General features: G+C 54.5%; 20 protein-coding genes. 5 read left to right on the top strand and 15 right to left on the bottom strand.

All coding sequences use genetic code 11. From position 1 onward, the window contains the following. Positions 1-24 precede the first annotated feature (24 nt). From LF599_RS06675 to LF599_RS06645, 7 genes are all read right to left on the bottom strand, one after another. Positions 25-696, bottom strand: a complete 672-nt coding sequence (locus LF599_RS06675; protein ID WP_279522743.1) for a type 1 glutamine amidotransferase domain-containing protein — start codon at positions 694-696, stop codon at positions 25-27. 114 nt (positions 697-810) lie between these two features. After that, entirely contained in the window at positions 811-1,326 is a 516-nt protein-coding gene (locus LF599_RS06670) for an SRPBCC domain-containing protein (RefSeq protein ID WP_269941237.1), read from the bottom strand. A 74-nt stretch (positions 1,327-1,400) separates the two neighbouring features. Next, positions 1,401-2,327: an NAD(P)-dependent oxidoreductase gene (locus LF599_RS06665; RefSeq protein ID WP_279522742.1), complete on the bottom strand. Its 927-nt coding sequence runs from the start codon at positions 2,325-2,327 to the stop codon at positions 1,401-1,403. A gap of 38 nt (positions 2,328-2,365) precedes the next feature. Further along, the gene (locus LF599_RS06660) at positions 2,366-2,947 is read right to left on the bottom strand and encodes a TetR/AcrR family transcriptional regulator (protein WP_269941240.1); all 582 of its coding nucleotides are present in this window, start codon (positions 2,945-2,947) and stop codon (positions 2,366-2,368) included. Positions 2,948-3,025: 78 nt separating this feature from the next. Beyond that, positions 3,026-4,357, bottom strand: a complete 1,332-nt coding sequence (locus LF599_RS06655; RefSeq protein WP_279522741.1) for a sensor histidine kinase — start codon at positions 4,355-4,357, stop codon at positions 3,026-3,028. After that, entirely contained in the window at positions 4,323-5,021 is a 699-nt protein-coding gene (locus LF599_RS06650; RefSeq protein ID WP_279522740.1) for a response regulator transcription factor, read from the bottom strand. The genes LF599_RS06655 and LF599_RS06650 overlap by 35 nt, the downstream gene beginning before the upstream one ends. 61 nt (positions 5,022-5,082) lie before the next feature. After that, on the bottom strand, positions 5,083-5,541 hold the full coding sequence (locus tag LF599_RS06645; protein WP_269941244.1) for a Spy/CpxP family protein refolding chaperone: 459 nt from the start codon (positions 5,539-5,541) through the stop codon (positions 5,083-5,085). Positions 5,542-6,130: 589 nt separating this feature from the next. Between LF599_RS06645 and ccsA the strand changes: the two genes are divergently transcribed. From ccsA to LF599_RS06630, 3 genes are all read left to right on the top strand, one after another. Further along, positions 6,131-6,568: a cytochrome c biogenesis protein CcsA gene (gene ccsA, locus LF599_RS06640; RefSeq protein WP_279522739.1), complete on the top strand. Its 438-nt coding sequence runs from the start codon at positions 6,131-6,133 to the stop codon at positions 6,566-6,568. 81 nt (positions 6,569-6,649) lie between these two features. Beyond that, positions 6,650-7,012: a hypothetical protein gene (locus tag LF599_RS06635; RefSeq protein ID WP_269941246.1), complete on the top strand. Its 363-nt coding sequence runs from the start codon at positions 6,650-6,652 to the stop codon at positions 7,010-7,012. A gap of 202 nt (positions 7,013-7,214) precedes the next feature. Then, the gene (locus LF599_RS06630; protein WP_279523082.1) at positions 7,215-7,673 is read left to right on the top strand and encodes a peroxiredoxin family protein; all 459 of its coding nucleotides are present in this window, start codon (positions 7,215-7,217) and stop codon (positions 7,671-7,673) included. A gap of 250 nt (positions 7,674-7,923) precedes the next feature. On the opposite strand, the gene LF599_RS06625 is transcribed toward LF599_RS06630, so the two are convergent. The 7 genes from LF599_RS06625 to LF599_RS06595 form a co-directional block, all read right to left on the bottom strand. Then, the gene (locus LF599_RS06625) at positions 7,924-9,198 is read right to left on the bottom strand and encodes a sensor histidine kinase (protein WP_279522738.1); all 1,275 of its coding nucleotides are present in this window, start codon (positions 9,196-9,198) and stop codon (positions 7,924-7,926) included. After that, on the bottom strand, positions 9,195-9,869 hold the full coding sequence (locus LF599_RS06620) for a response regulator transcription factor (RefSeq protein ID WP_279522737.1): 675 nt from the start codon (positions 9,867-9,869) through the stop codon (positions 9,195-9,197). The genes LF599_RS06625 and LF599_RS06620 overlap by 4 nt, the downstream gene beginning before the upstream one ends. 110 nt (positions 9,870-9,979) lie before the next feature. Then, entirely contained in the window at positions 9,980-13,108 is a 3,129-nt protein-coding gene (locus tag LF599_RS06615) for an efflux RND transporter permease subunit (RefSeq protein ID WP_279522736.1), read from the bottom strand. 46 nt (positions 13,109-13,154) lie between these two features. Beyond that, positions 13,155-14,312, bottom strand: a complete 1,158-nt coding sequence (locus LF599_RS06610; protein WP_279522735.1) for an efflux RND transporter periplasmic adaptor subunit — start codon at positions 14,310-14,312, stop codon at positions 13,155-13,157. A 1,542-nt stretch (positions 14,313-15,854) separates the two neighbouring features. Beyond that, positions 15,855-16,055 (bottom strand): hypothetical protein, encoded by a 201-nt coding sequence (locus LF599_RS06605; RefSeq protein ID WP_269941259.1) that lies wholly within the window; start codon positions 16,053-16,055, stop codon positions 15,855-15,857. A 586-nt stretch (positions 16,056-16,641) separates the two neighbouring features. After that, on the bottom strand, positions 16,642-17,034 hold the full coding sequence (locus tag LF599_RS06600; RefSeq protein WP_269941260.1) for a hypothetical protein: 393 nt from the start codon (positions 17,032-17,034) through the stop codon (positions 16,642-16,644). Positions 17,035-18,093: 1,059 nt separating this feature from the next. Further along, positions 18,094-18,585: a hypothetical protein gene (locus LF599_RS06595; RefSeq protein ID WP_279522734.1), complete on the bottom strand. Its 492-nt coding sequence runs from the start codon at positions 18,583-18,585 to the stop codon at positions 18,094-18,096. A gap of 1,001 nt (positions 18,586-19,586) precedes the next feature. On the opposite strand from LF599_RS06595, the gene LF599_RS06590 reads away from it, so the two are divergent. Then, positions 19,587-20,843, top strand: coding sequence for a replication initiator protein A (locus tag LF599_RS06590; RefSeq protein ID WP_279522733.1), 1,257 nt, complete (start codon positions 19,587-19,589; stop codon positions 20,841-20,843). 115 nt (positions 20,844-20,958) lie between these two features. Here LF599_RS06590 and LF599_RS06585 read toward each other — a convergent pair whose 3' ends face one another. Then, a complete protein-coding gene (locus LF599_RS06585) occupies positions 20,959-21,441 on the bottom strand; it encodes a hypothetical protein (protein WP_279522732.1) in 483 nt (160 codons plus the stop codon). 202 nt (positions 21,442-21,643) lie between these two features. Between LF599_RS06585 and LF599_RS06580 the strand changes: the two genes are divergently transcribed. After that, positions 21,644-22,282 carry a hypothetical protein gene (locus tag LF599_RS06580; protein ID WP_279522731.1) on the top strand — a complete coding sequence of 213 codons (639 nt, stop codon included), beginning with the start codon at positions 21,644-21,646 and terminating at the stop codon, positions 22,280-22,282. Positions 22,283-22,325: the final 43 nt, after the last annotated feature.

The following is a 22,325-nucleotide window of genomic DNA, read 5'->3' as shown; positions in this document are numbered from 1 at the left end:
CCGTTAAACCATTGCTGATGTAGGCTAATTGAGTAATTTAATGATAGCTTGAGCGACTCCGGCACTGGAGGCGGGGTTCTGCCCTGTGACAAGGTTGCCATCCACCTCTACATGCGATGCCCAATTATCACCCACGACGAAATCGGCCCCTTCTTCTCGCAGCTTGGTTTCCAGCAAAAAGGGAACAACTTTATCCAGGCCGACAGCCTTCTCTTCCGCATCTGTAAAGGAGGTAAACCTTTTGCCGGATACGAGCGGAGAACCGTCCGCACCCTTTGCGCCAACCAGTCCGGCAGGACCATGGCAGACTGCGGCGATCACCTTGCCTTCCTTGGAGAAGTCATGCAGCACGCGCTTCAACTCGGCATTGCCGGGAAAATCGATCATTGTGCCGTGACCGCCAGGCAAAAAGACCGCAATGAAATCCTTGGACTTCACACTCGTAAGCGGTTTAGAATTCGTGAGAATCTTCTGCGCTTCGGTCCATTTGGCTTTGGATGCATCATCAAGGCTGTGAGGATCGAGGGGGATTGCCCCTCCATTGGGGCTTGCAACCACAACACTGAATCCAGCCTTTGTCAGGAGTTCATACGGTACGGCGAACTCCTCAAGCCATACACCGGTTTCTCTTCCATTCAGAAGGCGGTCCGCACTGGTAACGACCATTAACACTGTTTTCTTAGAATCTTTGTTCATATTGGAACCTCCAAGGGGATTTGCTGCTTGCGCATGAACGGTAAAAAGAAGGACGCATGCTGCCGCTACAATTATACGCCCTATGATTTTCAGGCAGTTGGGATACATGATGGTCTACAACCCCTTCACCGCCTTTGCGGCATCGATCAAGCCGTCCAACCAATCCTGATGTCCATTGATCATCGGGTTGGGCTTGGTCGTGGCCAGTTCTTGAGCGGGCCTGCCGATTTGTGATTCTTGGGTCAGGACACGAACACGCCCCTGATCCAGATCTTCCAACAGCCAGGCGTGAATGACGTCGAGACGGGTTTCCTCATCGCCCTCTGCCCAGCCATGCCACGCCAGTCTTGCGGGCTTGCCATCTGCGGCAGGAACATACTCGGTTACTTCCGCTTCAATAGGAAAGCCGAAGGTCGAGAAGTGAAAACGTGCGCCGGGACTCAATTCGGGACCGAAGCCGTCATAAAAACGGATGTCCGCGACGTTATTGTAGTATGTCGGCCAGTTGTCGGTGTTGTTCAGAAACGGCCAGACATCGGCAACGGAGAGTCCTGCGATGATGACTTCATTGGAACAATAGTTGTCGGTAAAGCCGGGAGTATACTCCTCGGGCCAGATGATGCTTTCCATGGATGACTCCTTTTGGAAGTTTTTATGCGCTGTTCACGCAGATTATTTGTTTTGAGACACTTCTAGGCAGACGACTACGCGTTGCCGGAATTTTTCTCTTTGAGTTCAAGGTAGATGGCGGCCAAATCCATTTTGCCTTTGCCGTTGTCACGTGCTTCCGCAAAAGTTGAGTCTGCGATCTGAGACAATGACAATTGCATCCCGACGGCGTTGATCGCGTTAGTTATGAGGCCAAGGTCTTTAGCCATGAGTTCCAGCATGAACTGTGAAGGGAACTCCTGGGTGCGGAACATGTCCTTCTTGGTCTGGAACATGGGGGTGTTCATGCCTGAGTTGGAAATCAATTCCATGACGGACTCCCGGTCCAACCCAAGTTTCTCCGAAAAGAGCATGGTTTCGCCGATCGCCTGACAAGAGATAGCGAGCAAAAGATTGATAACCAATTTTGCCGCACTCCCTTTTCCGATCGAACCAAAGGGAATTACCTTTTTCCCAAGAGCATCGAACAATGGCATGAATTCAGTGAGTTCCGGCTCCTTGGCCCCAGCGAGAATAACCAACCCGGAGATAACGGCAGCTCCTGTCGAGCCGGAAACCGGAGCATCAAGATATCGCCCGCCATTGGCTTCGACCAATCGTGCGAACGACTCAGAGTCTTCGGGGGCGATGGTGCTCATGTCGATGATGGTGCGCCCCTGGCTCACGCCAGCAAGCACGCCATCTTCAGCGTTCAAAACATCCTTGATCGCCGCCGCATTCGTCAGCATCAGAAACGTGACATCCGAATTTTCAACAACGTCCTTGGGTGACGCCATGACCCTGGCACCCAGTTCAGCCAACGGCTCCGCCTTCCGCGGCGTTCTGTTGAAGACGTTGACAGCATGCCCCGCCTTGATCAGGTTCGCCGACATGATTGAGCCCATTTGACCAAGTCCAATCCAACCTAACGTTTTCATATTCACCTCGTTCCGGCTTAAATTTCTCTGATCTTCGACAGACATGCAATTAGACCGGTCTTATAGTTTGTTGATAAAAAAAATTATTCCACCAAAACTGTTGCAAACAGAGTATCCACATAATGACGCAACGGCTTGGAAGAGCGCATAACCTTTGCCCGCAAAATCGCTCCCTCCCATCCGGACAGAAGGAAGCTGGCCACAGCCTCAGGATCAAGTTCTGGATTTAATGCTCCGGCTTCTTGAGCCTCTCCAAGACAATCAGTGAACATTGCCATCCAATCGGCGAAAACTTCGGCCAATCTATCCCTGAAACGCTCATTTTGATCTGCCAACTCTTGCCCAAGATTGCCAATAAGGCACCCCTGGGTGAAATTTTTCTCGGCAAGGTGCTCTACGCTGTGCTCCATATAGTTACGAATGCGATCAAGAGGCTGGACAGATTCATCACCCAGATAAGACTTAAGCTTTTGTTCATAGCTTTCGGCGAAGAGGTTGATAACCTCCATGCCAAAATTTTCCTTGGTACCAAAGTGGTGATAAAATGACCCCTTGGGGACTCCGGCAGCTTTCAAGACAGAGTCGACACCAGTTGCGTTAAAACCGTTGAGACCAACCATCTCAACTCCGGTAGCAATAATTTTTTCTCGTGCAGTCAGCTTCATGGAAAGAAAATTAGACCGGTCTTATAGTTTCTGTCAACCTTTTTCTCACCCCAAGCCACTTTTGCATAACTTCTCACGTCACGATTGAAAGATTACGCGGAACGTTGTCCCCACGCCCAAAGAACTTTCAACGTCAATATGCGCTTTATGGGCTTTTATGATTGTTTGGCATAGATAAAGCCCCAGCCCATACCCGCCTGTAGCACGGGTGCGCGATTCGTCCACTCTGTAGAAAGGATCAAAAAGGTGGTCTATTGATTCTTCCGGGATGCCAATGCCGTGATCTTTGATTATGATATTGAACCCATCGTTCCTTTCCCGTAGCGATATTTCGACAGGAGGACTGTCAGGGGCAGAATACTTAAGTGCGTTGTCCAACAAAGTGTTTAAAGCCATCGCCATTTTTTCGGGATCGACCGTTGCCATGATTGGCTCTTCAGGGACATCCGATACAATCCCGGGAGGCCGGGTTCGATACCCGTACGCAACATCAACAACAAGTTGAGCCATATCCGTCGACTGTAGCCGGATGCCATCGGCTCCATGATGCATCTTCGCAGTTTCCAGCAACGAGGTGATCATGGATTCCATTTGCCGCACATCTTGCTTAATGGATGAAGTGTCGACTTCGGTGTCCATCATTTCGAATCGCAATTTGAGCCGGGTGAGCGGGGTTCGCAATTCATGGCTCACTCCAAGCAGCAGATCCCGTTGCCCTGTCACAAGGGCTTCCAGTCGAGTCGCCATCTGATTGAAGGTCTCGCACAGATCTCTAAGTTGACCGGAGCCTCGCGTCTGCACACGAGTATCAAGCTTTCCATCCCGGACAGACTTGGCCCCTTCCGTCAACCATTCAATAGGCCGAAGAAGGTGCCTCAACACAAAATAGACCGCCAGCATGATCAGGCAAGAGCCAATGAGAGAATAGAACCCGAATTGCCGCAGCGCAGACTGTTCGGCTTCTGTGGCAAATAGGTCAAATGTCAGATGCTCGTTTGGGGCAAGTGAGACACGCAGCCTGTAATTCTCATGAAGATTTAGTATTTCAATCCCATCTTGAGTGAAGCGCGGCACCAGAAATCTCTCTGGAAACGGATTCTCCGTCTCGCCTACCACCCATGATTGTTTTCCCGCATAGGTGATACGCATCGGACGTTGGAGCGTGAGAGCCTCCGCTTTGTTCCTGTCCGGCGGAGTACCAACATGCTTGGCAAGATGACGGGCATATTGCATCAAGCCCTGATTTAACGTGGTGTCGTGTTCACGTTTCTGGTTGGTGTAGAGATGCATTGTGACCGCATTGATGGCGACAACCCCCATGATGAGCACCAGGGCCAATTTGGTGAACAGGGATTGTCTGATCTTGCGGCAAACCCTAACCATCTTCATTTCCTTGCCCGATAAAAACATAGCCGGTCCCCCATACTGTTTTAATGTATTGAGGGTGCTTGGGGTCGTCGCCGAGTTTCTGGCGAATTCGGCTCATGGTAATATCTATGGAGCGGTTGAAGGATTCACTGTCCAGGCCTCGCAGCTCTTGCATGAGATCGTCCCTGCTGAACGTCTTTCCAGGGGTGCGGACCAAAACAGCAAGGGCATTGAATTCATTGGTGGTCAGGCCAATGTCTTCCCCATTGAGTAGCGCGGCACGGCCATCGAAATCGATGCGAAGTGAGCCGAACTCCCCTCTTCCGGACGTCGTACCTTGCCGGCTGCGGCGCAGTATGGATTGGATGCGGGCGACGAGTTCACGAGGTTCAAACGGTTTGGGCAAGTAGTCATCGGCTCCGATTTCCAGTCCGGCCACCCGGTCCATGACGTCACCGCGTGCGGTAAGCATGATGATCGGAATTTGGGAGTCCTGGCGAATGCGGCGGCAGACCTCGAAGCCGTTCATTCCGGGGAGCATGACATCCAGAATGACCAAGTCGGGAGTAAGAGATTTGAAGGCTTCCAGGCCGACCTCTGGCACTCCTTCTGTATGGACGGTATAACCGAACCCGGCAAGATATTCTTTCAGGAGTTGCTGTAGATCGGCGTCGTCTTCGATGACCAAAATAGTATCTGCCATCATGTCCTCGCGTGATGTAAAAATGAATTGCCCCGTTAACCGAGGCAATTCCCATAATAGCTGGTTAGTGGCTGCTGTGCCACCCCTTCTTGCCATGATTGAGAAGCAGTTGTGCCAAAGCATCCCTTTGACTATCCGACAGCTTTGCATGAAAAGCGACAAAGTCATCCTTCTCTTCTTCCATGATAATGCGGAAGAGCTGCATACGCTCTTTCATTAAAGCTTCCATCGTATCCATGTCGAGTCGCGGTTTGCGCACTTCGTCTGCCATTTTCTCGCGCAACGCATCGACTTCGGGACGCTGATCAAGCGCTCTGGCGGCCATTTTTTCCACCATAGCTCTGAACTGATCACACTGCTCGTCAGTCAAATCAAGCCTGTCGTCGGCTTTATCCACAACATACTCAACAAAAGCAGCGTTGACTTCATTGCCATCGAAGGGCCCCTTCATCGCGGCAAATTTGGTACAGGCACCGAGCATGGCAACGCCAGCCAATATACCGATAATCAGCATCCTTTTCATGTGCTTCTCCTTTTTGGGGTGCAAAGTATGCTTTCGAGTATCGCAGGCAATGGTCCAAGACTTTTCTCATCTGAAACGAATTGTATCCAATTGTATCTGAGCGCCTGAAACAACTTGTTACATCTCGTTGCAACTCAGAGAAGAATTTCGGTTTAACTTGCGTACTGTTTCCTCATTGCCGCTACGGAGTGCGGCTTTCCCCATAAGGAGTTCATAATGAAAAAAGGAAATGATAGGCCCAGAATGTCGTGCGATAGCTGCAAGTTCAGAAAGAGAGCGGAGCAGGCGCCTTCGTCGTTCCTCGGACGTCTCTGGATTTGGCACACCGCTGTCTGTCCCGGCTGGAAAAAATACGTGAAGATCATGCACGTCCACGGAGAGAATCCACCTGCTGTAGGGCATCTTCGCGGAGTCTGGAATAAGTAATGGGTGTTTTTATTGGTACAGCTTTTCTGACAGGCATTTTGGGCAAGATCGCGCACAAACTGTGGTTGCGAAAAAAAGCCGCAGTGGGAAGCGAAGGCAGGAATTCTGATGCAGTGAAAGGATTAGCCGAGCGTCGTAGCCAATCGACAAGGGAGGAGTAACAATGTCAGCACTTTTGCTTCTTCATATTATTATTTGTTCTCTGGGATATTTGCTTTTCGGAATCACATCTGTGATCGCCTACGCCTATCTGAAGAGAGAAAGAGCGATTAAGACCAAGGCGTACAGATTGGGTGAGGAGTTTCGCTGGAGTCTCCATGAACTGGACCGTAGTCTTTTTGTCTCCCTGACCCTCGGCTTTGTCGCGATGGGCCTGGGGCTCCTCATGGGCATAGCTCTTCAGGATGCCAAATATGGAATGATTGATCTGACTTCGCCACGGATACTCTTTCCAGCTGTCATTTGGCTTTTTTATCTACTCATTTTGTCTTTCAGGCTGGCAACGGGGCTACGCGGTAAAATCCCTTCCTACATGACTGTCTATGGTTTCAATGCAGTGGTGATGTCCTTTGTTTTGGAGCTTTATTGGGCAGCAACCTAAGGAGGCATCGACATCTACCTCTTGATAACAAACCATTGTTTTCAGAAAATTTGAGCTATCAACTATATAAAGGAGAAATAAATGAAATCCGTAGATCAATCCGTTTTGGAAGCTTTTGACACCATGTGGGGACTGTACCCCGAACCCGTACTGCTTATCCATGCGTGCCGCGACATTCTGGCTGTAAACCAGCGAGCGGAAGAGCTAGGTGTCACCACTGGCATCAAATGCCATTCCCTATACCCAAGCGAACGCGTCTGTCCCGGTTGTCTGGGCAATAAAATGCTCAAATCCGGCCAGGCCACACGCAAAGGAAGCTTGAGCAACCAAACCGGCAGATACCTGGACGGCTACTGGATTCCGGTCAAGGGCGAAAAAGAGGTGTTCGTTCACTTCGGCAACGACATCACAGACTTCGTCAAACCGGAACTGCTGGCCGAGTAATCAACTGTTGAGAACACGAAAGCGATCACCCGCCCCAGAGGCCAAGGTGATCGCTTTCTCTAGCCCCCTGCTTATATTTTCTTACCAAGATTTGTTATTTTACGAGGCATAGGACTATCTTGAGCAAGACCAGCAAGTGGCCTTGCTCAAGCCTAGTCCATATCTAAAACATATAACAATATCGAACAAATGGAGTACAAAAATGCGTATAAACGTTAACGAACCCGCGCCAGATTTCACTCTGGCAGACATCCACGGGCAAGAGGTCTCCCTCTCCCAATTCCAGGGACAAAAGAACGTCCTACTTGTTTTCAACAGAAGCTTTGTCTGACCGTATTGCCGCAAGCACATGGCGCAGTTGCGCCAGGAAGTAGACAAATTGGAAGAAAAAAACATTGAAGTCCTGATCGTTGGCCCGGAAAAGAGGCAAAACTTCAAAAAATACTGGGAAAAGGAAGCTCTGCCTTTCATCGGCCTGCCCGATCCGAAACACACGGTCCCTCAACGCTACGGCCAAGAAGTCAAATTCCTCAAACTGGGTCGGATGCCAGCCCAGATGATCATTGACACTTCCGGCATTATCCGCGCTGTCCATTATGCCAACTCCATGGCCGACATCCCGGACACCACGGAATTTATCAAGGTGCTTGAAGGAAAATAGCCAAGACCATTTGCAAGGACTACGGGTCCATAGAAACCTATTTATTTAGTCAAAAGTACACTTGGGCCGAATGAACCTAAAGCCCTAACTGGGTACCACTCAAAAATGCTACTCGGTGGTCCAACAAAGTGAATCCACTCCTCTGGACCACGGGTAGCGAGAAAATATGGGCTAGCCGGTCCCTAAAAGCTGCCCCATGCTACTTGCATTTGGGGAGAGAAACAGCCCCACGTTTTCATTCTGAGAGGCGTTAGGCGATGTCACATGGTTGAGTGAGAACGCGGACGAGGAATTGGCCGTCTTTCTCTGTGACATCGATTTCCCAACCGATTTTACGGACGAGTTGCTGGCTGAGTTGCAGGCCCAGGCCATACCCGTCGGGGTTTGCGGTTTCGCATTCGCCAGAAGGCGTATAGACGTGGTTGGCGACTTCAATGACTCCCGGCCTGATTTTGATACGGACGTCGCCATCGCATGAGTGCTGGAAGGCGTTACGCACGAGGTTGGTCAGGATAATCCGAGCCAGCACCCGGGAAGCCCGCAGGGTAACGGGCTGCAAATCCGTGGCCAGCGTTGTCGCCTTCCCTTCCAGCAGATAGGCATTCTCATCGATGATCTCGTGGATGAAGGCGTCCAGATCGACGTCTTCCTCCGGCATGGGGGCGTCCGTCTCCCTGGACAGCCACAGCAAGGCGACGGTCAGGTTCTTCATGTTGCGGACCGCCTTGGTCATACGCGCATGGGAGCTCTTGAACCGATTGTCCTCGGTTATGCCCTGCAACTCCATCAACTCAAGATTGTTCTGGATGACGGCGATGGGCGTACGCAACTCATGGCTGGCGTACTTCTGGAACCGTTTTTCCCGGTCCACACCGGCCATCAGACGCCGGGAGGTGGCGAGCAACAGTTCGGCGACATTGTTGAACTCGTCGTACTTGAACCGGACAGGTTCCCGGTCCAGATTCTCCGGGGAAAGAGTCAACGCCCATTCGTTCAGGGACTCCACCGGCGTGGCTATTCGCTTGAAAAGGTAGAATGCCAGGACAAGGACCATGGCGATCGCCAGCAGACCGCCGATGGCGGGCGTATAAAAGTAATAGAAATCGAATTTTTGATGGGAACTCTGGCTGAAGTCGCCTTCGAAGGAGCGGTAAACCATGTAGATGGTCTTGCCGTCTTTCCGCTGCATCGTGTGAATATTGTAATGGGTCTTATTGGCGTACGCGTAGAGGAAAGGCTTGGACTTCAGCTTTGTTTCTTCGAATTGGGCACGAATATCCCCGGGCAGGGAAGCGTAGCTGTCGTAGCCGGTGATATGCCCTCCGCCGGGAAGGGGGGTGAGGGTGTTGCCGGCATACTCCTTGAGGTAGTTCGTAGATGCCTCCTCCAGACGAAACTCGACAAAGAGCTCCAAGCCGCGAGTCAGGTAATGGCTGAGAAAAAACGTATAGCCGGCCACCAGGACAACGCAGGTGACCACAAAGAAGAAAATGATGGATTTCTTTAGACTTGGCCTACACTTCAAGATTGCTTCCTCAGGGCGAATCCCACGCCCGGAACGGTTTGGATCAAGGGCACGGGGAACGGCTTGTCCACCTTCTGTCTCAGCTTGTGCATGTGCACCTTCAAACTATTGCTCTCGGGCAGGTCTTCTCCCCATATGGCCCGCTGCATTTCGTCCCTGGAAACAACGTTCGGGCTCATCTTTGCCATGTACTCCAGCAACTCCCACTCCTTGGGAGAAAGCGCCAGCCTGACACCGGCGCGGATGGCCTCGTGCTGTTCGGTGTCGACCTCCAGGTCTTCCACCACAAACCGCCGGGGCTGGGTACTCCGCCGTTTGGCCAAAGCTCTTACTCGGAGCAGCAATTCCTTGAGAGCGAAAGGTTTGACCAAATAGTCGTCCGACCCCACCTCAAAGCCTTCGATCTTGTCGGTCAGGGTATCCCGGGCGGTGATCATCAACACCGGCACGTCGAAGCCGTCGCGGCGCAACCGGGAACAGACCGAGAGCCCGTTGAGCTTGGGGAGCATGACGTCGAGCAGGATGACGTCATATTTGTTTTCGCGCGCCAGTTGCAGGCCGTGCACGCCATTGGCGGCATGGTCACAGGTGACCCCCTCCAACTCCAGGTATTCCATAAGCGAGGCGGCGAGGTCGAGATCGTCATCCACCAATAGGGCATATATATTCATGGTCTTCTCTTGATATCATAAATCTTGTGGCTTCGACGGGACGCTGCACCCAGCTTATCCCGTCGAAGCCGTTTTGACAAAGCCTAAGCTTCAGGCAGGCTGCTCTGCACCTACTCAGTGCCTGTATCGGCCTTCCGCCCGGACCGGAATCGTCTTACCAGAGAGAGCACTCCCACGAAGAAGACCGGCGCGAAGATGATGCCGAGTACCGAAGCGCTGATCATGCCGCCGATAACCCCCGTGCCGATGGCCCGCTGACTGGCGGCACCGGCTCCGGTGGCGATGGCCAGAGGGATGACGCCCAGGATGAAGGCCATGGAGGTCATGATGATGGGGCGGAAGCGCAGCCGAGCCGCCTCGGCGGCTGATTCCCTGAGCCCCATTCCCTGTGCATAGAGGTCCTTGGCGAACTCCACGATCAGAATGGCGTTTTTGGATGCCAGACCGATGATGGTGATGAGGCCGACCTTGAAGTACACGTCGTTGCTCATGTCGAGGGCCGTGACCATGAGGACGGACCCGAGAGCGCCGATGGGGACAATGAGCATGACCGACAACGGGATGGCCCAGCTTTCATACAATGCGACCAGCAGCAGGAAGACCACGAGCAGCGCCAGCGTGAAGAGCATGGGAGCCTGAGAGCCGGACTGCTTTTCCTGATAGGAGAGCTCGGTCCACTCATAACTGATGCCCTTGGGCAAGTCCTGCATAATTCTTTCCATCTCGCCCATGACTTCGCCGGAACTGTAGCCCGGGGCGGCGTTACCGGTTAGTTTGTAACTCTGGTACCCATTGTAGCGAACGACTTGAACCGGGCCGATTTCCCACTTGGTGTTGACCACCGAGGTGAGCGGCACCTGATCGCCGTTGGCGTTGGGAACATACAGGGTGGCCAGGCTCTCCGGGCTGCGGCGGAACTTGGCGTCCGCCTGGACCACGACGTTCTGCATACGGCCGTTGTTGGCGAAATCGTTGACCGTGGCCGAACCGAAAGCGCTCGCCAGGACGGTCTTGATGTCGCCGAAGCTCACCCCCAGGGTCTGGGCCTTGTCGCGGTCTATCTCGACCCGAAGCTGGGGCGCGTCGGGCAGGCCGTCGAGCCGGGCATATGCCAGGACCGGGGACTGGTTGGCCTTACCCAAGATCATGCCCGCCGTCTGGCCAAGCAGGGCGCGGCCGACGCCGGACCGGTCTTCCAGCCGCAGTGAGAAACCGCCGGTGTTGCCCAATCCATCGATGGGGGCGGGGTTCACGGCGAACGCAAAACCGTCGTCCAAGGCGGAGAACGCCATGTTAGCCTTGAGGATGATATCGGTGGCGCCTTCGCCCTCCCCGCGTTCGGACCAATCCTTGAACATGGGGAACGCCGCTGCCGCGTTCTGGCCCTGGCCCGAGAAGCTGAAGCCGAGAACGGTAAAAGCGTTTTCAATGGCAGGCGTGTTGGCAAAGAAGTTCTCGATCTTCTTCACCTGGGCCAGAGTCCGCGGATAGGTGGCACCCGGAGGCAGCTGGACGCTGCACACCATGTATCCCTGGTCCTCGCTGGGTACGAATGCCGAGGGAAGGCGCATGTACACGTAGCCGAGCGCCGCGACCAGAATAAGATATATGAGCATCATCCGTCCGGTCTTGCCGACCAGCCGGGAAGTGAGTCCCTGGTATCGGTCACCGAGTCTGTCGAACTTGCGGTTGAACCAGCCGAAGAATCCGCTTGTGGCGTCATGGTCGCCCTTGACGATCGGCTTGAGTATGGTCGCGCACAGAGCGGGAGTCATGGTGAGGGCCAGGAAGCCGGAAATCAGAATGGAGACCGCCACCGAGATGGCGAACTGCCGATAAATGACACCGACTGAGCCGGACATGAATCCCAGGGGGAAGAACACCGCCGACAGTACCAGGGTGATGCCCACGATGGCCCCGGATATCTGCTTCATGGCCTTGGTGGTCGCCTCCTTGGGCGGCAACCCTTCCGTCGCCATGATGCGTTCCACGTTTTCCACGACGACGATGGCGTCGTCCACCAGGATGCCGATGGCCAGCACCATGCCGAACATGGTCATCATGTTGATGGAGAAGCCCACGACATACATTACGCCGAAGGTCCCCAACAGGCAGACGGGAACGACGATGGACGGAATGAGCGTGTAGCGGAAGTTCTGCAGGAACAGGAACATGACCAGAAAGACCAGGACAATGGCCTCGACCAAAGTATGGACCACCTTCTCAATGGCGACGTCGACGAACTTGGACGTATCGAGGGGGATGACGACCTTGACCCCGTCAGGCAGGGTCTGCTGGATTTCATCGAGACGGGCGCGGACGCGTTCAACGGTCCCGAGCGCGTTGCCACCCGGAGCAAGCTGCACGGCTGCGGCGGCAGCCTCATGCCCATTGAGCCGGGACTGGGAGTTGTACGATTCCGGCCCCACCTCGACCAGCGCCACATCGGACAGATGGACAACGGAACCGTCCACATCAGCATGGAGAATGATGCGCCCGAACTCTTCGGGGGTCTGCAACATACCGCGCACAAGCAGGGTGGCCGACAGTTCCTGGTCCAGGTTGCCGGGTCGGGAGCCGAAGCTGCCTGCCGGGACCTGGACGTTCTGGGCCGTGATGGCCTGGTTCACGTCGCTGATGGACAAGCCGTAGCTGAGCAGCTTCTGGGGGTCCACCCAGATGCGCATGGCGCTTTCCGCAGCGAAGAACTGGACCTTGCCGACGCCTTCCACGCGGCGGATTTCGTTGTTCACGTTGCGCGCCATCAGGTCGGCCAGGGCCTGCGGGTCCTGGCCGTGATTCTCAGTATACGTAAGGGCATAGACCATGAGGAAGCCCGCGCTGGTCTGCTCCACTCCGATGCCTTGGTCAACCACCGCCTGCGGCAGGCTGGACTCGGCGTTGGAGAGCCGGTTCTGCACGTCGACCTGAGCAAAGTCAGGATCGGTTCCGGGCTCGAATGTGACCGTGATTTCAGCCGTTCCGTTGGAGTAGCTGGTTGATTCGTAATACAGCAACCCCTTGGCGCCGTTGAGCTCCTCTTCGATCTGGCTCACGACGGTGTCGGTCAAGGTCTGGGCCGAGGCGCCGGGATACACCAATTGGATGGAGATTTGCGGCGGCGCTACCGAGGGGTACTTTTCCATGGGCATGGATGGTATGGCCAGGATACCCGCCAGGGATATGAAAATGGCCACGACCCAGGCAAAGTTGGGTCTGTTGATAAAAAAATCTGACATATGCTTCACATCTTCTTGATTATACTTGCTTCAGAAAGGAGGGACGCTACTGAGCCGCAACCTCGGCGGGTGCGTCCTGTCGCGGCGCAACCTTCATACCCGGTTCGAGCATGTTGGTACCGTTGGTGATCACTCGTTCGCCTGCCTGGAGGCCTTCCACGATCTGCCACATGTTTCCTCGCATCCCGCCGGTCCGGACCGGACGGATCTGCACCGTATTCTGCTCGTCGAGCACGAAGACGTTGGCGCCGCCCACCTGGGACATGCTGACTGCCCGCTGCGGAAGATAGATGGTGGTGCCGTCAGCGGGCATCTTGATCTGGATGCGGGTGAACATCCCGGGCAACAGCATGCCGTCCTTGTTCGGGAACTCGCAACGCAGGGAAACCTGGCCGGTCTTTTCATCCACGGTCACATCGGAAAAGAGAAGGCGGCCCTTGACCGTGTAGTTCACATTCTCGATGTGAACCGAGACCTCGGGCTTCTTGCCGGAATCCTTGCCCGCATTCATGGCGGCCCGCACTTGCAGGTATTCGGACACGGGCTGGTTGATGTCCGCGTAAACGGGATCAAGCTGCTGGATCTTAGCAAGGGCAGTGGCCTCGTTCTTGCCGACCAAGGCGCCTTCGGTGACGTAAGCCGCACCGATCTTGCCGGAAATTGGGGCCTCGACCGTGGCGTAGCTCAAATCCAGGGACGCGGTCCTGACCGCGGCCTCCGATGCTTCCTTCTGCGCCTTGGCGACCTTGTAGTTGGCAGCGGCGGTATCATAGTCCTGCTGGCTGATCACCCCGGTCTTGAGAAGGGGATCATAGCGATTGAGGGTAGCCTCGTAATCGACCATGCTCGCGTTGGCCTTGGCCTGATCGGCTTTGGCCTGGGCCAGGGCCGCCATGTAGGGAGCCGGGTCGATGTGAAACAGGACCTGCCCCTTCTCCACGAAGCTGCCTTCCTCGAAATCACGCGACAGCAGTATACCGGCCACACGGGCCTTGACCTCGGCGTTCCTGACCGAAGAAATGCGGCCCGGCAACTCGGTTACTTTGCTGTAGGGGGTCGCCTCCACCGTAACGACGTCCACGGTGGGCGTATGCTGCGGTGCCGCCTTGGCTTCAGCCTTGGTTTCACTGTTGCAGCCGCCGAGGGCGAACAGGACGGAAATAATTAAAAGGGACAGAACCGCCCCACGTTGTGTCATTTTCATTGGTATTATCGCTCCCTGAAAATTGATGAAATAAGCATCGTTGCCCGGAAAAAACTCCTCAGCCCAACCTTCATGCCTCGATCACTAACAGGCAGCGGGGTTAAGAACGGGTTAACGAAGGCTCCACCCCGAAAAAACAATCAGGAGCAGGCACGAGCTACCATTGTCAGGGGAGCGTCTTCATCACGACGAACAAAGGAAGGGAATCTGGGACGGGAATCCGGGAGCCCCTACGTATTGGTCGCACAGGCTTGGTTATAAAGTAGGCGTACACCGCGGCGAATCCGGTGAGGGTAGGTCATAACAGCGTCCCCCCCTATCCGAAGCAAGCATATTGCCGAAGTCATCAAGGAACGCAATGACGAAGGGGCGAAGCCTAACACGGTCAGCTTAAACTTGACTGCCTTCTTACGGTTATTCGAAGTGCCCGCCACTAATTGGGGATTACCGATGAAGCACCTATGGACCGAACGGATAAAAATCCACGCTATTGCTCCCCCTAACATGGCATGTCAGCTCAGTTATGATGGAGGCAACTCTCCTTCTAGCTATAGCAGCTCACGCAATTTAATATTTTGTATGAAGTCTTAAAACTCCGATATCCAATCTCCACACAAATGAATTCGCTTTGTTGGACCACTGGGCGGTACTATTTCCCGAAGCATAGTCTGTGGGAATATCCCAGGCAGAACCTACCATCCCTTGAGTTAGAGTCAAAGCCACCATCCCTCTCACTGTCGCCTGCGGTGGGCACGACAGCTGCTTGCGTCGTGCTCGCAAAAAAAACGGCGGGGGAATAGAAATCCTGCTGCCAGGGCTTACGCGAAGGGGGAGTGTCTCCCCCCAATTACGCCACGTGTTGAGACATTACCTAGTTATCCTATTCTGATCTTATGCACGAAAAGGCCCCCGGATGGGGGCCAAAATCGAGATATGCCTCGCTCTCGGGTGGTGTTCCATGGCGGGTGCTCTTCCCGCTTTTGAGCAACGTTGGTGCGACCGCCTCAAGCCACGCGAGAGGCCAAGGACGAACTTCCGCCCTATCAAATCACGGAGCAGGTCGGGTCGCGTGTTCTGCGACACGGCTCGTGTGCCGCTCCGATGTGATCATGGGGTCGGCCGGTGTAAACGGTAACGAGCCTCAACCCATTTTCCAACGGCACTGTCACTGCCGTGTACCCCAGAAGATAGTGCCTGGTAGCGCCCAGCCGTCCAGGGCTTTTCTCGCCTATGGCAACACATGCCAGGGCGGTAGGTGCAACGACGTTGCGTTCTTGCATACGGGAATAAGCATGCTTCGTAACTTCTCCATTGATAGTGCCTCCTTTGGTCTACCGACCAGTCAATCTGTTTCCATGATCATACCACCTGCTGACTGCAGATCGCCACTTTCAGGCCGGGGGAAATGGCCTTGAAGGAAAGAAATTAAAGGGAAAAAGGACAAAAAAAGAAGGGCAAGGATCAAAAAAGGATACTCGCCCACCTTCACTTGGTTTCTACTTCCCCTAGTCATCGGGGGATGCGGGGGGAAACATGGTATGGCTACACCTCCGCCCTTGTGATGCTTCCCTCGTCGGTCATCAGGTACCGCTGCCCGTAGTGTCCAACGATCACGTCGCTAGGCCCGTGCGAACAGTCAGCCAGCTCCGGCCGTACAACCTTCTTCTTGCCGACCAGCTCGTAGTCCCAAACCGTCTTCCGAACCTTTCCGCCGTTTCCGTCGTCCACCATCGCCGATTTCACATGCTTCCTGAACCGCTAAACCTCGGCCAGTTCCTTGACATGCAAAACCATAATTCTTGCCATACTTTTCTCCTTGGCCGCGTTTTTCTTTATTCGCCGCCAAGGAGGCCGTTCTGGCCAAAAAGGACCGGTGGATGCCAAAAAAAGGAGAAAAAGATAAAAAAAAGAAACGCCCCCCTTCTCCGGGTGCGGTTCCGGGCGGGGGAAACACTTGTAGCGTAGCGGAACGTGTTACTGTGCCGCCGACAGGCGGTACAGAAATGGGAATGGATAAAATGTCGGAGCTATGCGGAGTCGGGCTTGACGAAGAAGACACGGTGGTACCCTTCTGCATAAAGGCGGTTGAGGTCGGGCTGGATGCCTGGGGCCAAGAGCGACCCCGGAAGGACGAAGCCAAGGACGATGGCCTCCGCCTCGCCGGGCCAGATACCTGTCCAACGTGCAAACCTGGGGTCATGGCCGGGGCAATCGCATTGGCACCGCTGAAGGCCGCACACCGAACAACGTTCGACCTCGCATCCATGGCGGTGCGGTGTGCAAGGCTCGACGCCGCACGACGGGCATTGTGACAGGCCTGGGAGGTGACTTAATTTCTTACCCACACGCATACCCCTTCTGCGTTTTCGCCGAGAGGAATCCTGTCCCAGTCGCGCACATGTATTTGGACGACAACGGCAGTAGGCCAAAGATAGGATATTCCGCCTGAATCGACCATTTTTGTCAGCAAATGAAGAAAATCGGCGACTCCGCCAATTCGCACGATTTCGATCCTGTCTGCCGGAACACTGGTAATAGATTCTCCGCCGCAAAGTTCGCCAAACTTGCGGCTGTCAACCATCAACGCACCGTACGACACGAGGGAAACAGGACCATTTGATTTCGCGCAATGGAAAAGCGCCGTCATTAGCCCGTGGCGTGTCGGATGGCAGACAAGATCACCTATCAGCTCGTATTTGCAAACGTCCGTGATGTCGCCCATTGACCCTCCTTTTTTCAAGTCCAATGCGCATTGTGCTCACACCACAAAAATCGGTCAACACATCTCCGTCACTCGCCTTTTTTACCTCCAAGCTAGATACGCCGCGGCGGCATCGGCGGCATGTTCCATCCTGCATTTTGCATTCGGCCACGACGCTGATGGCCACAGGCTTCTGGCGGCCGACATCATCTCGTCCTTTTAACCTTTTCCGGCCCCGAGAAATGCGATCATACCGTCCCTTGCCCTTATCGTGTGGGGCGTCAGCCCAGCCCCGACACACGTCCTGATCACAGCTCCAGTCGCAAGGCGAATCGCCTGAACAGCGTTCATGTTTTTGCCCCTTCCAAGGGCATTTCGGCGACGACTTCCGTCGGAGAGAATCGGCTAATAAGGAAGATGAGTTCAGACGACAACTCCCGGGCGCTGCTTCAAGGACGCCGTACTTGGCCGCACCATTCGGCGGCTTTGTCTGCACGGTCCCGCAATCGACGATCTGACCGTCCACGTCGAACACACACCATCCGAGATTTTTCAGGGCAACATCCAGGACCAAAACCGCCCTTTCTTCTACTTGTTTCAACTATCATTTTCATCCAGCGCCTCCTGGAGTTCATCCACGTTTCCTTTGCCTTTCCGGGGGCGACAGCCCCCGGCTGATCCTGCGTCTGCAAGCTTTTTTATTTTTTCATTTCATTTCCTTTTTATTTCCCTTTCCCGATCCTTTCGCCGCCACCGAAGGGGCGGTGGTCCTTTGCCTTTGCCGCCCAGAGACTCGGCGACGGCGGTCAGAAAAGCGAAGCCTGGCGCGACCTCGAGGCTTCGTGTCCCCGGCGGCCGGGAGTGGTCTTGTCGTCCTGGGCTATACGCTCGTACTCGGTTGGGCCAGCCATAATTCCGCCGAGCGGGATGACGTGGTTTTAGAACCCGTCGACAGCCGATTTCGGCTCCGGCATCGACCGGCGGCACTGTTGAAGGTGAGCGCATCGGGCGCAGATTGCTTTGTTGGCGTTGCAGATCGCAGACGCGTAACATCCTGGGCGGTCGCTGTTTGGATTGTGGCTATGCGGCACGGCAGACCTCCATGTGGTTGGTGACGGTGATCGGGGAGTGGATGGTGACGGGACGATGAGCGGCGGCGGAAGACTCGACGGCGGCCGAAGCCTGGCCGGACAAAACCGCCCGGACACGAGCCAGCGCAATCGACACTATCGACAGTCGCAGATTGTAAACAGCGCAGATCACGTCGCTGGGAGTCGTCGTCACGCGGAGACCGTGTTGCGCCTCGAATGCTGCGGTTGCGGCACGGACCTCCGGCGACGGGGCGGCGAGTTCGACGAGTACGAGCTGGGCGACGGGATTGCCGTTTAGCCTCCGGGCCAGGTCGCCCAGGGCGGCCTCGATCTCGTCGGCGCCCAGGGCGACGGCATGGGTGTCAGCGGAATCGTCCTGGACTTCGTATGCCGATGATCCAACATCGCCGCCGGAGGTGGTCATCGAGTCGAACGATACGAACCGGTTCGCGTCGCGGCGGTATCCGTCGACGATCTGCATAGACCGGTTCCGCAAAAACGCCCCCGCCCATGTATTCTGTGCGGCAATTTTCGCATCGTATTTATGGCGGTTAAGCCAGAGAAATTCCATAAAATCTGCGGCGAATCGTCTCCGTCCTGCGCAGACCCACACTTTTCAACAATTGTCGCCCTTGTTCTGCGTACAGCGACGGCAATCGTCGGCTCGAGCAATCCCCAATCCAGTTCCACTCCGATTTTGTCAGCCATATCAACTCCTGCGGCTCTTTTTGTTCGCCGCCCACACTCGGAGTCTACGACGCCGGAAAATCGGATTCCAACTTTTTTGGCCGTGAAATGCGAGAAATATCGAAATATTACGGCTAAAATGACGGAATCACGCCGCCGGGGCCGCAGCCGCGCCGCCCCCCCCAATCTAAAACAGTGGTTCCCCCTTTGGGAGAACTCGGTGACCGTTTCGAGCTGGTCTTCGATTTTTTGGGTGGCTGATGAAAAAGGAATGTGGGCGCTTCGGTTTTTTCGAGAATGGGGCATGGTTTCCGTTCTGACGGGTTCTTCGTTGTTTTCATGTGGACGTGTTCACGGTTGACAGCCAAAAGGCCGTGGCGGCCTGTTTTTTGGATGATTCAGCGGTATTGCCGAACTGTTCAGACATGTACATCTCCACCATCTTCATTCCTTAGCCAAACATCAAAAAACCGACGACGACAAACCACCTTCTTCTGTCATTGTCTCTATTTTTTGTTTTTATAATGTCTCTAAAGGGGGCTGGAACCGTTGTTGTGCGCGGGTTTCCGGGCGGCAAAGTGAGACAAAGCACCGAACGAAGTGAGATAAAATACCGAAACAAAGTGAGACAAAGTACCGAAGAAGTGAGATAAACTACCGAAAGATATTCGGTATTTTTTCAACTTTAATTATGTCGTAAAAACTTGACTTTATGGGGACGGAGCAAATATTATGACTTTGAACACGGGCCGAAGGGGGCAAAAACCTACAAGCCCGAGTGTTCAAGGAGATGAGATGACAGATATCGTGAAGATCGATGCGAACTTCTTGGAGCGCGGCCTCTTCGCACTTGATCGGCAGTACAACGAGAGGTCGTTCCAGTCGGCTGACGGCAAGTTCGAGATAGTGTGTTCTGCGACTTCCGTTCCGGTAGACGTTGACCACGCCGTCCTGATCTTCCTGCTTCATTCCGCGCAAAACAGCGTCGACGAAAATGGGGAGTGGGAAAAAGTGTTGTCGCCGACCTTCCTCGACATCCTTAAAGGGGTTGGCAAGAATCGCCCCGGCAAGGCCGACTACGACAGGGTCAGGGAGTCGTTGTATCGCTATTCGACGGCAAGGATCGAATTCCACGAATCTTTTTACGAGAGGGACCAGGCTGGGAGGCAGAACCGCGTATCGAAGTCGTTTTCGATATTGTCGTATGAGATCGACGAAACTGGCCGCCCAGTGATCGCCCTCGACGAGATATTCCTCCGGCAACTGCGAAGAACGAAGTTCTACCGCAATTTGTCGTTCACCGAATACCGCAAACTGACACAACCCCTCGCTAGACGTCTGTTTGAGCTGCTCGAGAAATGGACGATGTCGCAAGATGAATGGACGATTGATGCTAGGGGCCTCGGGAAAAGCCTGCATATGTCGGAACGCGCGGCATCGCAAATCATCAAGCGCGTTGAAGCCGCTATTGCGAAAGTCAACAAGGCGACATGCGGACGGTACGAGATGGTAGCGGAGAAGGTTCGCCACGGTGTTTTCAACCTGACATTCTCGCTCGTCGGCGAACGGTTTTCCGTCAATGACGAACTCGAGAAGAAGGCTAAGAAAAAGGCAAAGAAGACCCGGACGGAATCTCCCCTAAAGCCCGAAACGCCAGTCAAAACACTGTCCTCTGAGGTCCTGGAAGCCCTCCCTGAAGAATCCCGCAACGACAAGACTGTCACCGACCTCCTCGCACCCCTGTCGACCGACGAGGCCGTTGCCCTGATCGAGCATTGCAAGCGCAAAGCCCAGTCGAAGCCGATCGGCTATCTCGTCGGTATCGCAAAGCGCAACAACCTGAAAACGGTCGCCGCCGGGTTGTCAAAAAACGCCGCAATGGCCGAGGCGCTTGATGGATTCACCGCAGAAGAAATATCCATGTTCTCTCGGACTTGGAGGTACATCTGCAACGACGGCGACGAGTCGATACGCGAACAGTGCGCCCAGGGCGGCATCGACTACGACCGCCTGACAGCTTGGGTCGCAGCAACAAACAAGGCCCAGGGCTAACCGCCCCCACCACGCCCTACACCACCGACCACCGCACACAAGAAAGCCCCCGACAGGGGGCTTCTTCTTTCTTCATTTCCTTCCATTTTCACCAGCCACCATCCCACCAAGTATATCAGTCGTCCCAGGACGATCCGCAGCCGAAATCGTCATCAAAGGACGAGCACCCGATGCCATCGTCAAACGACGAACACCCACATCCACAGATATCGTCATCAATCCCAATCGACGACGTGCCGCAAAAATCGTCGTCGATAGAGGAACTCGGCCAGTCATCGCCGAACGCCGAGGTCGACGAGGACATAAAATCGTCATCGTCCGACAAGAAATCGGACGAAGAGTCGTAGTGAATATTACAGGGGAGATGGCTGTAAATCGGAGAATAGTAAACGTCGTCATTATTAAGCAAATCAGCGTCATCATCGCAGAACATATCATCCGTCGATGTGATCCCGGTCCCGTCATCCCCGGACATCGACTGCCATCCGTCCCCACCATCATCCTCACCGGCCGACCAGTTCGTCGTCATGCCGCCACCGTTGCTGACAAGCGCCCCGAACACCACAATCGCCCCGATAATCGCAATCACGATTTCCATTTCGTTCCCCTTTTTTCTGTTTTCCTCTCCCCCTCACAATCGCTCTATTTCCGCCAGGAGCCCAGAGATTTCTCCATTTTCTTGTATTATAACCCACTCTTTTTATTCTTTTTCTTCTTTTACAGGCAACGTTCTTCACGTGTTTCGCCTTCGGCGCTGTCAGTTTTGTGCAACTCTTCTTACAGACTACGAATATTCATGCATGAGCGACAAAAATATCAGATTTCACAATGCGGAAGAGGCCCTGAAATATCTCGTTGCGGTTCGCGATCTCGAGGGGTCGTGCGGTTCGGTGTCTGGCCGTGCGGCCGCAGACGGTGAACTTGGGTTGACGCCAGACGGAGATTGTTTCGGCCCGGACGTGACGGACAGGATCACCGCCCGTATCGATCTCGAGCGGACTGTGGTACAGGATTTAGACTGGCGATACCGCCGCGTCCTGGCCATGTTCCTCGAGGCGGATTGTGTTCGGACGTACCCCGAACGGGCAGACGGCACCAAGAAACCTGGCGCTCATGCTGCGGTGATGAATTGGGCCGGATGTACACCGCGCCACGCCCACTGGCTGATCGACAAAATGCTGTCGCACGTTGATCGGAGCCTCTGGCGCATGGGGTACCTGTACGCCAACCCCGACGCGACCGTAGAGCCAGGTATCCGCCGCCGGTCAGACGACGACGGTTTCGTACGGGCAACGAGAAACGGCGACACCGTTTCTGACAACGAGCGCCGGGTCGCCATCGACAGATCAGCCGAGCTGATGTCCTGCGCGTACGAGTTCGACGCCGCCTACTATACAGCGGCCGAACTGGCAGAATTTGCAGACGTCGAGGAGGAATAAGTTGGCAGGAAGGGAAAGACCCTTCCTGCCAACTTATTTAATC

Origin of the sequence: Pseudodesulfovibrio thermohalotolerans (assembly GCF_021353295.2) — a bacterium.
In the GTDB taxonomy this organism is placed as follows: Bacteria; Desulfobacterota; Desulfovibrionia; order Desulfovibrionales; family Desulfovibrionaceae; genus Pseudodesulfovibrio; species Pseudodesulfovibrio thermohalotolerans.
The sequence above is the reverse complement of the archived record's forward strand: the minus strand, read 5'-3'. Positions and strand labels throughout refer to the sequence as shown.